10 protein-coding genes are annotated in these 13,538 nt (G+C 56.5%); 7 read left to right on the top strand and 3 right to left on the bottom strand.

The window, feature by feature from the left end:
• Nucleotides 1–42 precede the first annotated feature (42 nt).
• Genes KOR34_RS02380 through KOR34_RS02370 form a run of 3 tightly spaced genes read left to right on the top strand, consistent with a single transcriptional unit; the run spans nt 43 to nt 2,656 of the window.
• On the top strand, nt 43–927 hold the full coding sequence (locus KOR34_RS02380; RefSeq protein ID WP_197531074.1) for a MotA/TolQ/ExbB proton channel family protein: 885 nt from the start codon (nt 43–45) through the stop codon (nt 925–927).
• A gap of 2 nt (nt 928–929) precedes the next feature.
• Nucleotides 930–1,745 carry a hypothetical protein gene (locus tag KOR34_RS02375; protein WP_146561878.1) on the top strand — a complete coding sequence of 272 codons (816 nt, stop codon included), beginning with the start codon at nt 930–932 and terminating at the stop codon, nt 1,743–1,745.
• Nucleotides 1,746–1,777: 32 nt separating this feature from the next.
• Nucleotides 1,778–2,656: a hypothetical protein gene (locus KOR34_RS02370; RefSeq protein ID WP_146561876.1), complete on the top strand. Its 879-nt coding sequence runs from the start codon at nt 1,778–1,780 to the stop codon at nt 2,654–2,656.
• A gap of 549 nt (nt 2,657–3,205) precedes the next feature.
• Here KOR34_RS02370 and KOR34_RS02365 read toward each other — a convergent pair.
• Nucleotides 3,206–3,811 (bottom strand): hypothetical protein, encoded by a 606-nt coding sequence (locus tag KOR34_RS02365; protein WP_146561874.1) that lies wholly within the window; start codon nt 3,809–3,811, stop codon nt 3,206–3,208.
• A gap of 1,337 nt (nt 3,812–5,148) precedes the next feature.
• Here KOR34_RS02365 and KOR34_RS02360 point away from each other — a divergent pair.
• Together KOR34_RS02360 and KOR34_RS02355 are read left to right on the top strand one after the other, a co-directional pair.
• The gene (locus tag KOR34_RS02360) at nt 5,149–7,599 is read left to right on the top strand and encodes a DUF945 domain-containing protein (RefSeq protein ID WP_146561872.1); all 2,451 of its coding nucleotides are present in this window, start codon (nt 5,149–5,151) and stop codon (nt 7,597–7,599) included.
• Between the two features lie 1,144 nt (nt 7,600–8,743).
• Entirely contained in the window at nt 8,744–9,157 is a 414-nt protein-coding gene (locus KOR34_RS02355; protein WP_146561870.1) for a hypothetical protein, read from the top strand.
• Between the two features lie 655 nt (nt 9,158–9,812).
• Here KOR34_RS02355 and KOR34_RS02350 read toward each other — a convergent pair.
• Nucleotides 9,813–10,298 (bottom strand): hypothetical protein, encoded by a 486-nt coding sequence (locus tag KOR34_RS02350; RefSeq protein WP_146561868.1) that lies wholly within the window; start codon nt 10,296–10,298, stop codon nt 9,813–9,815.
• Nucleotides 10,299–10,399: 101 nt separating this feature from the next.
• Here KOR34_RS02350 and KOR34_RS02345 point away from each other — a divergent pair, with 101 nt between their 5' ends.
• Together KOR34_RS02345 and KOR34_RS26390 are read left to right on the top strand one after the other, a co-directional pair.
• On the top strand, nt 10,400–11,458 hold the full coding sequence (locus KOR34_RS02345; RefSeq protein ID WP_146561866.1) for a S1/P1 nuclease: 1,059 nt from the start codon (nt 10,400–10,402) through the stop codon (nt 11,456–11,458).
• 176 nt (nt 11,459–11,634) lie between these two features.
• Nucleotides 11,635–11,802, top strand: a complete 168-nt coding sequence (locus tag KOR34_RS26390; protein ID WP_197531073.1) for a hypothetical protein — start codon at nt 11,635–11,637, stop codon at nt 11,800–11,802.
• On the opposite strand, the gene KOR34_RS02340 is transcribed toward KOR34_RS26390, so the two are convergent.
• Entirely contained in the window at nt 11,780–13,396 is a 1,617-nt protein-coding gene (locus KOR34_RS02340; RefSeq protein WP_197531072.1) for a PEP-CTERM sorting domain-containing protein, read from the bottom strand. The two genes, KOR34_RS26390 and KOR34_RS02340, sit on opposite strands and share 23 nt — an antisense overlap.
• Nucleotides 13,397–13,538 lie beyond the last annotated feature (142 nt).

The following is a 13,538-nucleotide window of genomic DNA, read 5'->3' as shown; positions in this document are numbered from 1 at the left end:
ACGTATCTTGGACGCGGCGAGAATGTGTGGGACCTCGCGATTATGGCCACAACGATGCACAGCGAAGCTCCTGCCGCCGATATCGATCCAGAGCGAATTCTGTCCTGGACTCGTCTAGATGTCGAACAGCGTCTTGGGTTCCGAGGCGCTCGTTTTACACGGGTGAGCACCCCACTCACTTTCCTCATCGGCCTCGCCATTACGGTGGTCTTCTACGCAGCGATTACGCTCGCGGACGATACATACTTCTCGCAGATGTTCTGCGATAGAGGCATAATCCCATACGCAATTGTGTCGCTTACTGGTTGGTCGCTTGCGATCCTTTATATTAAGTACTGCAAGCTGAGGGTACAGAGGCGTGCTCTGGAGGTGCCTGTAGCGCCGACGGACCACGAATTCGTGCTTTCTCCAGCAACCGTCAATGACGTACTCACTTCGATCTACCGACGAGTAGACGACCCCCAACGCTTCATCGTATTTAACCGTGTCTTGCTTTCGCTGGCGAACCTCAAGAATCTCGGGCGAGTTACGGATGTCGATGAGATGCTACGATCGCAAGCGGAATACGACGAATCGGTCATGGAAACGAGCTACTCGTTGCTTAGGGGATTTGTCTGGGCAATCCCTGTGCTCGGTTTCATTGGAACCGTCCTCGGCCTGTCAGCCGCTATCGGATCTTTTGGCTCCGTTTTGAGCGAGAACTCAGACATGAGCGTCGTGGCGCAGTCGCTGAGAGGTGTGACATCTGGACTTGCAACAGCGTTCGAGACCACCCTCGAAGCTCTAGTAGCGGCACTGGTCATCCAGATTCTAGTCACCTTTCTCAGGAAGTCTGAGGAAGAATTCTTAGACGACGCTCGCGAATACTGCCATCAACAGGTCGTCAACCGCCTCAGAATGACTCCATTCGAGTCAACGACCCAATAGAAATGAGACGGTCCCGCCACGAAAATGCCTTCTCGCTGTTTGCCTTTCAGGACATCATCACAGCGGTGACTGGGGTGGTCGTTCTCTTGACGTTGATGCTGGCAGTCGAGCTTGTTCAACGCAAAGAGATTTCGCTCGATCCCGGGTCGCCCTCGTCTGCGGCTCGGGCCGCAGAGCTGTCAGCGCTTGTTGATGAGGCAGAAACGCTCGAGAAGACACTCCGTGAGATTCAGGCTCTCGTCGAGGAAGCTGCCGCGGTACCGTTCAACGCAATATCGCAGAGAAAAAGGGAACTCGAGAAATCGGTTCTCTCGATGGAAGAGGAGTCCCGCAATCTAAGTGGTGAAATCAATCGAGTAGAGCTGTCTCGGCAACAGGCAGCAGCTAAGTCTGAGGCACTATCTGAGACAGTTGATCTCGACACCCTTAGACAGCAGCTAGGTGCTCTGAAAAGCCGTCTCAATTCTTTGCTTGTGTCTCCGCGCGTTGCTTATAACCCAAGCCCGCTCGCAAGGAAGTCGGCATTACTTGTTGACCTATCCCCGGAGTTTATTCGCGTGAGTCGTCCAGGCCTAAGAGAACCACTGGTTCAATTCGACAAAACTCAAACGCCAGCACGGATCGACGACCTTTCGACTTGGGCGATCTCGAGAGATCCTGGAGATGAGTACTTTGTGATCCTGGTGCGCCCGAAATGCCTTGCGATGTTCGATGAAACGCAGCGGAGGCTAAGAGAACTGGGCTTTGATCTTGGAATCGACCTGTTGGGCCCTACTGCGGTCTTGTCGGATGCCAGCCAGTCTGGAGATTCGCGATGAGAAGACGGCACGACAGTCACAATGCGGACAGCTTGGATCTCTTACTAGACACGGTTTCAAACACATTCGGTGGAATTCTGTTCTTGGCGGTCTTGATCGTCATACTCTTGCGATTTACGGGGCGGGATACTCCATTAATTAGCTCGTCAGTTGCACCTAACGACTACGGCGGCCCCTCGGAGCTCGAGATCGCAACCGCCAAGGCCATTGTCGATGAGCTACGGACTGCCTGTAGGCAAGCTAGACAGAATGCCTCCGAAATGGGTGCAGCCCAAGTAAAGGGCCAATATCGCTCCTACCTGGACTTACAACTACAGCGCAGCGAGCTTCAGGTGAGGCGAGCGAAGCAATTGACGCAGTTATCAGAACTCCAAGTAGCTGTCCGGCAATCGCAAGCAGAAGCCGCGTCAACGCTTAGCGAGGCAGCCAGCCTAAAGAATGAGATTGCTGAGGTGGAAAGTGAGATCCTTCGCGAGACGGCGAAGGTCTCTAGGACCACTGAGCTTCCTAGCCTAAGAAACACGAACAAGCGGGAGTTCCCAGTCATCCTCCGGTATGGTCGCCTATATGCCCCTTATTCGCCTACCGGCTACGGCGAAAGTCGCAAACGAAGTCTTGGGGGGTTTGTCGTCTTAGACGAAGATGATTCGATAGTGCGAGTCACGCCCAAACCATACGCTGGCCTGTTGCTAGACGGCGGGCAAGCGATGACACAACTACTTGAAGACCTTTTTGAAAACCTTGATGAGGAACGCTTTTATGTTGCAATCGGGATATGGGAGGACTCGTTCGCCGAGTTCTCGGAACTGCGTGCACGCCTAGTGGACCTAGGCTACGAGTATCGAGTCGTTCCTATTGCGGAGGATGGCGTCATAGTCGAAGGCGGGGCAAGGGATGCCTTAGTTCAATGAGTGCCCATCCTCCTAACATTTTCCTCGTGGATGAACGGCCACGTCACCCGTGCGGGAATGCTATGCTGCATTGGGCGCGTCTTGAGCCGACTTCACATCAGGTAGCCAATTGCTTTGGCAGGCGGGGCTTGGCAGAGCGCGAAGTAGGAACATAAAAGACGGCTCTGCAGCGTCTAAGGCAGCAATACCAGCGGAGGTGACACCGCGGAGAAAACGAGCTTGAAGGAATGGGGCACACGTCGTAGTTTTACGGAGCGTCTCTAGCGACTGCTTGACAAGACTTCGAAGTCGCGGCTGTGATACGTTCTTGTTTGCCCCAATACCTAGTGGCTTTCCGAATCTTCAGCTGGTTTGCGGCTATCGATAGGCCAAAATGCCGGGAGAGCGCGTGGAACGTGTGCTCTTTGAGAAGAGCGAGCGAAAAGTGCGACGCTTCCAGTGATTGCTCGGAAGCTTTAGGGAACCGTGGTCAACACTTGAACGGATTTGGGAAGCAGTGCATGTGCAGCCTGCTCCCGCACTTAATACGTTCGTCGGTTAAGTGGGACGCTACTCAAGACCCAGGTCCGCATTGCGACTAGGCCACTCGACGTCGACGACGTCGACACTGAATACGGCGTCGTCTGGAATCTCGATCGAACGAAAGTCGCTCATGATATTCGGCTCAAGCCGAAGCTCTTTCGATTCACCAGGCTCAAGACCGCCGGGAATCGAGTAGCGAATAAGGCCCTCAGCCCAGGGAAGCTCGCGTCCGGGCGTCTGCAGGACTCCGATAAAGTCGACGGTTTGGATGACGTGGTCGTTGTCATTCCGAATCGTGATCAGGATTCTATTGGAATACTCATACTGCCCGGGCGGCTCCAGCGAGGCCGAGAGCACCTTGACGCCCACAAGGTGAGGCGCTAGGAGCTCCGTTTCTGATACGCGACGCGCCTCCACCTCTTTGGCGGCCTCAGCCATCACCTTGGTTGTTGAGTTCACTGCCGAACCTGCAAAGATCACAAAAGCCGCGCATCCACCTATGGTCGCCACGCCGACAGCAGCGAGGCAGCCGCACGTCATCCCGAACCCGGAGAAGAACGTACCCCGCGTCTTGTGGGTGTGCTCAATAGATGCAGTCGCATGCCGGGCCGGCTGCGGGGCGACCGGAGCCATAGGCATCGCGGGTGGTGGGGGGGGCTGGACCTCAGTAGTAGGTGATGATGGTCTCAGGGGAGGGGGAAGGGAAACATTGGCCTGAGCGGAACCACTTGGAACGATGATCGGAGCGCCACAGCCAGGGCATTTTGCGGACTTTCCCGCCATCTCGTCGGGAGCTTTGATGCCTCTAGAGCATCCGGGGCACACTACTCGGATCATGGTCACCTCAGAACAGGGTCCGGCATCAGGAGGGAAGTAACACAGTATAGTTGCCGCTAATCCGAGACACAAAAACGTCCCCAGCCCGTGGGGGGCAACCGGGAGGTCTGACATTCTGCGACGACTGTTGTCTGTGCTGCCAGGCCAAGTCCTTCGACAAGGACCGATCCCTAGTGGAAGCAGTGCGAATATATTACCCAGCCAGCTCACTTCGATCCCTCTACGCCTGCACGAAGTGAGCTGGTTCAGGCTGGAGGTGGATTCCGAGGCGTCGAGGCGGTCGGGTTGAGGCGGCGCCTCGGACAGCAGACGGCGGATTCGGGCTACATCCGCCAGAGTGAGATGCGCTGCGGTTGAAACTCCGATCTACACAAAGATTGGCCAGTGACCCCACCTGCGCCATTGCGAAAGGTCCGGCCGCGTTGCCACGTCGCGAGCTCTATCAGGTCTTTGCCAACGGCTGCGCGATCGAGTTAACGTTGAAGACACTCAATCAAGAGCAAGACGGCGCTTGCTTCGGTGAAATGGTCGTCCGACGCGGATGAGACAGTGCTTGATCAGCCACAGGTGACAAGCCGCTGGTCGGGCGCATGTTCGCCACGGCTATCAGCACGTAAACAGGCCCATTTGTAGAAGCCGAACGCGGGTCTTGGCCCTTTAAAGATTGTAAAGCGTCGCAACAGAAAATACGGCTGCCTGATCTTCCCAGACCGCTCAAGCCTAAACGTCACCGCAGATTGCCGGTGTCTCGTTAAAGCGGTGCTTTCGTAGACCATTTGCTCGGTGCGTCCATCGACAAGGGAAGCAGGGGGGCTTAGCAGGGATGAGATATCCCCTGGCTCACAGTACAGATCCACTCGTAAAAAATCAGCCGGTGCTGCTTGTGGGTTCTTGCACATGGCCGGAAGGACAGTAAAAAGGGTTTTCCGCAACTGCAACTCACTAGGCCTAGCTTGGCCGGCAAGCGGCGAACCGGGCCGGCGGTGCCGGTAGGCAGTGTTCGCCAAGCAATGGTGCCAACCTTGAGCCGCAAAGAACGCAAACGGCATGCGTTGAAACCCCCGACAGCTCTTGTGACGATCAACCGTTACCGTGTCTGCACTGCCAAGCTCTTAACCAGAAGGAGATTCCGCATGTCCACGGGTGCTAAGAAGCGGGATTGGATCGCCAAAACTGTGGTCACCGTTGTCTTGCTGTCTGTAGTGTTCGCGGGATTTAGGATTTTTTGGCCGCAGAATTTCTATTTCGTCATCACTAATGAGTTTAAGCTGCCGCGCAATACATTCACCGAGCAGATAGATAAGCTCGATCAGATCTACGCGAAAGGTTCCATTAAGATCCCACGTGGTCAAATAGAAATTCATGTCCCGTCTCAGAATGTAGCGGGCACCGAAGTCAACTTTCGATCACTCAAACTCGACTTTAGTTCACCAACGACGCTGCACTACGACATCAGTTTCATCTTGGAGTTGTTGGACGAGCAACCTGACACCGACAAGTTGGCTGCTACGGCAGTCATAGACCGATTCCAGTTCGATCTCACGACACCGATGGAAATCAAGTACGGTGACATGCCTGTCGTGTCCGTTGCCAGACTCCAAGTCGATGAGGTCGGCGCTGACGGCGAGAGTGCGGAAGCAGGTCACGGTGCGTCCGATTCAACACCAGATTTGGGAGTTGAGGTCGAAGCTCAGGTGCTGCTGGGTTATGCCTTCCTGCAGGCGATGCTCGATGTCCCGTTTGAGACCAGCAGTCCGCTACTGGCAGACATAAACGCCGGAAATGCAAAGGTGGTAGATCTGCCGAAGGTCAGCGTCGATGCGCTTAAGTTGCGATTGGGAGAAGGATTTCAAGTTGGCTACCATGAGTCATCGCTTCTTCTCGAATCAGGGTCGGAGATAGAGCTAGTCAACGTCAGAATCGATCCCGAGGGCGATACTAAGGCATCCGGAAAACTTCAGATTGATTTGAGTCTTGGAGGAGAGTCCAAAGTCAAAGCCCAATCCGTCACTCTGTCGAACATGTCGGGTATCGACCTCATCTACAGTGGCGAGTTCAAAGTATTCAACGATCGAATTGTCATTTCGGATGGTGAGTCTGTAGACAGCTCTTTGATAGTGGAAAGCTGCCGCGTCACTGCTGAGTTGGGGCCGTCGACCGTCAAGTCGAAAGTCAGCCCTTTGCGAGTTGCTCTTGATGAACACTCAGCAACCTGCTTACTGAAAGGCACCGAAGTTATCCACTTCGCACCGGGCGACTCTAACCAAGTCAAAGTGAGTCTCGGACTCCAAAACTGTAGCATCAAGTCGGAATACGTCTCGGCAACGCTCGAGGAAGTCGCGATCTCTGACGCGGCCTTTGGATATGAGGTGCGTAACGGCAAGTCGTTGGCCACGCTAGAGCTACCGTCAGTAACTCCAATCCGACTGTCAAAGATCGACTTCTCAAAGTCTGATGTAGATTTTGCTCTGGCCGGAGAAGCGGAACTACAACTTCCGGCTGGCGATCTGCTAAGATCGCGAAACTTGAAACTCGACATGCAAGACTTCTGCGCAGCAATCGATTCGTTGACCGTATCGCTGCCCAGTAAAGGCTTAGTGCGTGCGGAAGGTGTAGGGTTTGAGATGCCGCAAACAAGCGGTACCATCTTCCTTGCGGACAAGAGAGGCTTCGATGGGAGCGCCGCCCTCAAGAGCGTTGTGTCAAAGGCATCCTTCTTTGACAAGGGGTCTGGGAAGCCAACTGCCACTTTAAAGAACGTCACATGCGACCTGCGGCTAGTAGGCGCCGATGGCCAAGTCAACGTCGCTGGCTCGCTCAGCGGAGGAGAAGGCGATGTAGATGGGTTCAAGATTAAGTCTGGTGATGTTTCTGTAGCTCTAGGCGGCCTCAGTTTTGGTGAAGACACCATCGAGTACAGTCGCATTGTACTTAGGGTATCTGAGGGCTTCCTCAATCGTCTGATCGCGACGCAGGTGAAGAGCCTCAATCAGGAGAAAGTTAAGCGAGATGGAAGCCTGAGATATGAAGTTGAAGTCTCGCGTGCTAAGGCAAAGGTGAGTCCACGCAACGGTGACAGATTCAGTTTTTCCGGCAGTGCTCGCGTGCGTGGCAAGTACGAAACAAAGACACTTCCACGTGTACGAATGGAGAGGAAGACGAAGAAGGTGACAGTGAGGATTGCCGGGAAGAAAATCGGGAGCAAGACAATTAGCTGGGACGAACCGCGGACTTACATGGACTGGATGAGAGTGGCGAGCGCGACTGCCAATGGGACGATCAAGGGCAATGCGAGTGTGTCTTTCAATTCCAACGTCAAGTTAAGCGATCTCGAGGGTAAGCTAAGAGTCAGAATATCGAAGATTGAAGCAGACGTTAGAAACTTTCCGGGGGGCGTCGAGACGGTGTTGAACAATTACTGGAAAGACATTGCAAATCTTGACAAGACTCATAAATTCAAGCCCTTTAAGAGCTTCAGCGGCAAGAACCTGAAACTGCTAAGTTCAGTCACCGTGAAGGAGCTGGCTTTTGAGAATGAGCCAGGCGTAATGGTCTTAGTCATGTCTGGCAGCTCGCCTAGATGAGAAACCGTAGATTCTGTAGACGAGAGGGATCTCCAATGGGCGTTTGCTAAGCTGTGCGGATTACTGACGATTGATGAAGTATTCTCATTCGTGCGGCGGTGCAAGTCTTGGTGAGCGACTGAAATAGTGGGTCTCTAGCTGAGCAAACGGTGAGGCCGAAACGTCTTGATCGCAAGGTAGCTTACGATTCCTGAATATGTGATTGTGTACCATGGTGGATAGATCCATGGCATCTCTTTGCGTGGGAACCTAGGCCAAAGCGGCTCGAAACCCGAGAACCATGGCTTTCCCATAAGTAGAGTGACGATCGAGCTATCAGCATCGTCCGCTGGGCGAAATGTCGCGTACTCCGCAAGAAGCACGAGCACGCTGGCAAGCCCGATAGAGTAGACTGCTCTTGAGAGAAGGTGCGGCCCAACTAGTCCTAGGAGGCGTCTGCGGCGGATCTGAAGAGGCAGCGAGACAATAGTGTCTTCGACTGGGGATAATTCGGACGGGCCCAACATTCCCGCTTTGACTGTACTTATCAGGGAATCCCTCAGGTCAAGGCATTGCGAGTATGCTCGGTCAAAGGCAACTGCCATGACGAGTATGACGAGCGGCCCAAAGACTACTAGGAAGCCGTTGTCGATACCCCCTCCAAATACATCCCACGTTTCGCCGTGGGTGTCATCAGTACCGTACCCAGATTTCGTTACCACGCTGCGTGACATCGCAGCCATTAGGACAAAAGTCACAATCGCGTACGCAGCGAGTCTTTCAACAGAGTCGCGTTTAGCGCGGTAATAGAGAACGAGGTCAATTCGCTGCTCCTGCATTGACTGCCCCGAGTGTTGAGGTTGATAGTCGGAGTGGCCAACGTTCGGAAGCAATCGGAAGAATCCGATGAGTGTGAACGCAAGCGAACTATGTCTGGTGTACTTCTTGCCTGCAGTTTATTGAACCAATCTTCGCAGTTCAATTGGCCTGAGTATTTGGCGATGGTGGTCAGCCTTTTCTCGGGACGTCGAGAGAATAGCATGCAGGGACGTTCTACCTGTGGTGCGGTGGATCGCGGGACTCCCGCCTGAGCATTGGCAAGTTGCATAACGAGATACGATTCCTAAAGAGCGTTTCTAGATCTGGGAAACAGGAGGTAAGCGAAATGCCCTCAGTAGAAAGAAAAACGAAGAAGCGCAAAGGCGATGATGGCACAAGGATTGAAATAACCACGGTCAGGACGTGTCAGAAGATCGGTCCGAAGACAATTTGCACACCGCGCATCAATGAGGCGGCTCAGATTCACCTCGGGGCAGCTCCGGCTAGACGTTTGAACGATGGACAGAAGAAGGCGGCCGCCGCGATCGCGACATACTTGGCAAGCACCGGAGCCGGCACTCCGGCTGCCGCTATCGTCGCGCTCGTTGGCGCCCTTATCGCTATTGGCTACGATGCTCTCAAGAACACCGATGGCAGCATGGACATTTATCTAACCAATGTTTCGGCGAGCGCGGGCAAACCGCGAGTTCCTGTGGTTGTCGATCCGGGGGTCTGCACTGTTTTTCTGCAGACGCTCTGAATTAGCTTTCTTGTCTGACTGCGTGACTGCATCTGTGACAACTTTGTTGAGGTCGAACTCTATTCTGTGAAACCGATGCTGTGATTCGGTTCGGCGGGCATCGGGCAGTGGATCCGCCCGTATGGCTGACTTGGCAGCAGCGTTCACAGACGCTGCGCGTCGACGAGAAGTACCTGGCGGGTGTCCATGGGCATCAGTCAGTAGCGTCCGGGGTTTTGTGTACTGTGCCGTTGTTAGACCATTGATTCGACAGTGTTGAGTGTAGGGCGCCTTCATCTCGGTTGATTATGCCGGGTCGGTGCTAAGCAACACGCACGCGGCGGCTCTCGAATAGTAACCGACTTGTCACGCCTTAGGCGTTATCGGCTATTGTTCGCGCCTCTTTATAAGCGGTTCTTGCGGTCAAACTCCGCGACGCTCACGCTCGCGGAGGATTGGGTGCACCTCGTCGATCGTCGCCCCTCCCGCTGCGACTGGGCGGAGCAAGGCGAATGGGAACTCTCGGCCTGTAGCCGGTGGGCAGGTACAACAGTACCGCGGCGATGGCGGTCACATATAGGTGCGTCTGTATGATGCGGCCGAATCAGCCTCGCTCTGGACCGGCTCGGGCATGGCGAGGACTTCCGACAGCCACGTGGAGGTCTTCACGTAGGCGTCAACCCTCGCGGTGACGGGTCGGCCCTTGGCTATTCCGCTCGGCGATCGCCCACGCGCCGCCCGCCACGGCGGGCAGGAACTTATTGTCGACCGCAACCGTCTTCTGCAGCAGGCCGTGCAAGTAAACCGCTCCGCCGGCGGGTTGCGTCACCTCCTTGCGGACGCGCTTCGCCACTATCGTCTCGATAATCGACGTGAGCCGTTCGGGTTTGCAGAGCGCGTTGAAGTCCGAGATCGTTCTCTTGCAGACCTTGGAGACCGTGAGGTGCCTCTGCGCCTGACGCGTGTGTCTGAGGTTTTTGATCGTCTGCAGCGAGCGGACAGCCGAGTTGAGAAGCGCAGGCAGGTAGGCGACGAACACGTCGTCCAGGAACAACCGACAGTTGCCGTAGGCGCCTTCACCACGCAGCGCGTCGCGAAAGTTCTGCAGCAAACGAATGTGTTTGCCGCCGACATCAGGCTCGGGCAAGTTGGCGGGCGACATACGCCACCTCTACCGTTCTGAGCCGTAACCGCGCACGTTAATACTGTGAGAATGATATCCCAGACGCTAGTCGGCGCTAGGATAGGCAGCGACGGGGCGATATGCCACAAGAAGATCCAAGATTCGAGGCCGCGAACCTAGCGGAGTTAGAAGGCCGCTACGACAATGGTGGCATGACTAAACTTCTGCCAGCAATCGCCCTCTGCCTGGTCGCCACTTATGCCCGCGCCTGGAGCGAGCAGGGCCACCACATCGTCGCGCTAATAGCGTTCGACCTTCAAGACGAAGCGACCCAGCAATGGCTGCTGGACTTGCTTACGCATCACCCCCGGTTTGAGCAGGATTTCCGTGTCCCGCCCAATGCTACTGAGGCTGACCGCTACCGCATCGGCCGGGCCGCCTACTGGCCCGACGTCGCGAGGAGGCAGCGGCGGTACAACCGCCCGACCTGGCACTACCAGCTCGGAGCGACGCGCGTCGTGGGAGACCCGTCCAAAGTAAGCGTCCACCAGACCCCAGGCCCTCTGCCTGCAGACGCCACCCTCGATACCCGCGACTTGTACATCGCGCAGGCGATTGATCTTTGCCGCAAAGTGATGGGCGACAGCGAAGCGACAAAGCCAGACCGTGCGATCGCGCTATGCTGGATTGGCCATCTCGTTGGTGATGCGCATCAGCCCTGCCATGCCGGGAGTCTGTACGTTGAGGGGCTTTTTCCCGAGGGTGATCGCGGCGCTAACGAGATCAAGACGCGTCAGTCTGGCAACCTGCACGCCCTCTGGGACGGCCTGCTCGGGCGGCGGTTCGATGAAGGGGATGTTGAACGGCGCCGCGAGTCTATCGTCAACGGCGACGGCGTTAAGCCGTTCAAGCGTCTGCTTCAACGCCGCGTCAAAGACCCACCTCTGAAGTGGCTGATGGAGTCCCGCAAGTTTGGGATCAGCGAAGTCTATGACCCGGAGGTCCTGCGACCAATTCAGGCAGTGGTCGACGGTAAGGCAGAGACGTTGCCCCAATTGGATCTATCCGACGCCTACCTAAAACAGGCCGGTGCCATGGCCCGAATGCGTGCCTTGTTTGCTGGCTACAGGTTGGGGGAAGTGTGGCGGTCCGAGCTTGCGAGGGCATCCAGCCGGCAGGCAGCTGGGATCGGCAACTAGCCCGCCTCCAACCTTCCGTAACCGCGACAGGCGAACCTTCGATCATCCCACAACGAGAATTCTGCCTCCTTCGAGTCAGATGAGAGTGACATAGTCGCCACACTTCCGGCCCTCCCGCGGGACCCCACATACTGGCCCGGGAGGCGATGGTGGAGGGATGGAAGGACGAGTGGTTTATGGAACAAGAGAGGGCGTACCGCCTGCGACAACTTGAGGCCCGGCGGGCGAGAGCACGGCTGCTCGGCTATCACCCCAGCCTGGGTGACCCACCCAACTGGGTTCTCGATATGAGCAGGGCCGAAGTCAAGACGCTCATGCTGATTATTGAGCTTCAGGCGATCTAGGGAAGCGATTGGGATTCGCTTCCCGACGCCGCCAACCGGTTGCGAGCGATCCGGCGAGCAGCAAGGCGACGGCCGCGGGCTCAGGGACTGCTGTCGCCGCGCCCACAATGTCGGAGAGCCGTCGGCCGTAGTTGTCTCGCCAGAGTTCGTACTCGGGGAGCCCTATGGTGCGGCGATTCTCGGGAAGGCTCTCGTGCTCTGCCCATGTGATGGCAACGTTGTGCATTGCGTAGAGATCGTTTCCAACGTTCTCACGCCACACGGTGTAGTCCGCCGCGTCGACCGAGCCGTCGCCATTGTAGTCGCCCTCGAAGACTATGCCGGCCTGGCTCCACGCGAGGGTGCTCAGTTCTGCTGTGTGGTATCCGTATGCGGTGACGGTCAGGAATTTGCCCCCAAGCGTTGAGGTGTCGACTTGGAAGCCGTAGTCAACCGCGCCGTCACTGACGAGCAGGGTGTCTGTAATCTCGCCGCTCCCGACGGAGTTCCCAACTGCGGTGAGGACAAGGTCAAGCTCGTCGGCGGCGATATCTATGGCCACGTCGGCAGCGTTCCTCGCGGTGAACCTGAACGCGAGGGGCTCGCCGACTGGAGCGGTGAAGTACTCGCGAGGGATGGCCTCGAACGAAAGCACCGCCGGAACCTGGTAATCTGCGACGACCGGCAAATGATCGCTTGACGACTCCAGGGCAGCCAGAACTCCTGGCGACGCGCCGGCGCCTGTCGTGATGCTTCCATTGAGCGAGTGGGTTCCGTTGTTGCCGAAGGTTCGGTAGCTACCTGCGAGCAGATCAAGCCCCTCGTTGTCGAGCAGCTCACCGGTCACGAGTTGGAAGTCGAACCGGTCATCGATACCCCCCGTAACCTGACCGGCGAACTTCGGAGAAGTCGCAGGGCTCTGGGTATGAAGGGCGCGAAAGGCCGAGTTGTCGTGCCAGTTGCCGGGCGAGGCGACAGGGTCAAACGCCTGGCCCGGGCCTGGAGCTAGCAGGGCATGATAGCCAGGTTCAGACGAGCTGTAGGTGTTGAAGTCGCCGCTCAGTATGGCAGCTTGTGACTCGTTCATCGCGTCCAGATCGGACCGCAGGGCGTTTGCCTCAACAAGTCGGCGGGCCTCATTGCTCCCGCCCGTCGATGCCTTGTAGTGATTGCTGTAAACGAGGAACGACGCTCGCTGATGATACCCTTCTGGCACCAAGCGATAGCGGAGTGTCGACCGAGCCTGCGCCGACGTGTTCACACTGCCGAAGGCAATGGTCTCTAGAAGGTCGACCGTTTGAGTGTTGTAGACCAACCCAGGCAGCCCGGCGCCGGAGGACTGTGCGTTGGTGGGCACCGGGGCAGCCGCGTAGATCCCCGCCCCATAAATGCCGTTTAGCACATCAACGATCGACTGCGTGTCGCCACCGCTCTGTTCCTGCAGGCTTAGCACGTCAATTGGTTTGGCGATCCCATTGACCTCTTCCAGGCCGATGGCTTCGAGTACGGTCGCCGTGCCGTCCCTAGCGCCGCCGTTCGTGTTCCAGGACACGACGCGGAGTTGGGCGGAGGCGACGCAGCAGACGAGCCAGCAGGCCGCTACGCGGGCGATCATCCAGAGCGGAGAGGTCGGCAACGATTTCATCGAGTCCGGATTCGATCGCGGTGAGCTGGTTCAGGCGGTAGGCCGCTTCGGTGGGGCCGAGGCGGTCGAGCTTAGGGTCACCTCGGCCAGCAATCCCCGGATGCGGCGTACG

Source organism: Posidoniimonas corsicana (genome assembly GCF_007859765.1).
GTDB lineage: Bacteria > Planctomycetota > Planctomycetia > Pirellulales > Lacipirellulaceae > Posidoniimonas > Posidoniimonas corsicana.
The sequence above is the reverse complement of the archived record's forward strand: the minus strand, read 5'-3'. Positions and strand labels throughout refer to the sequence as shown.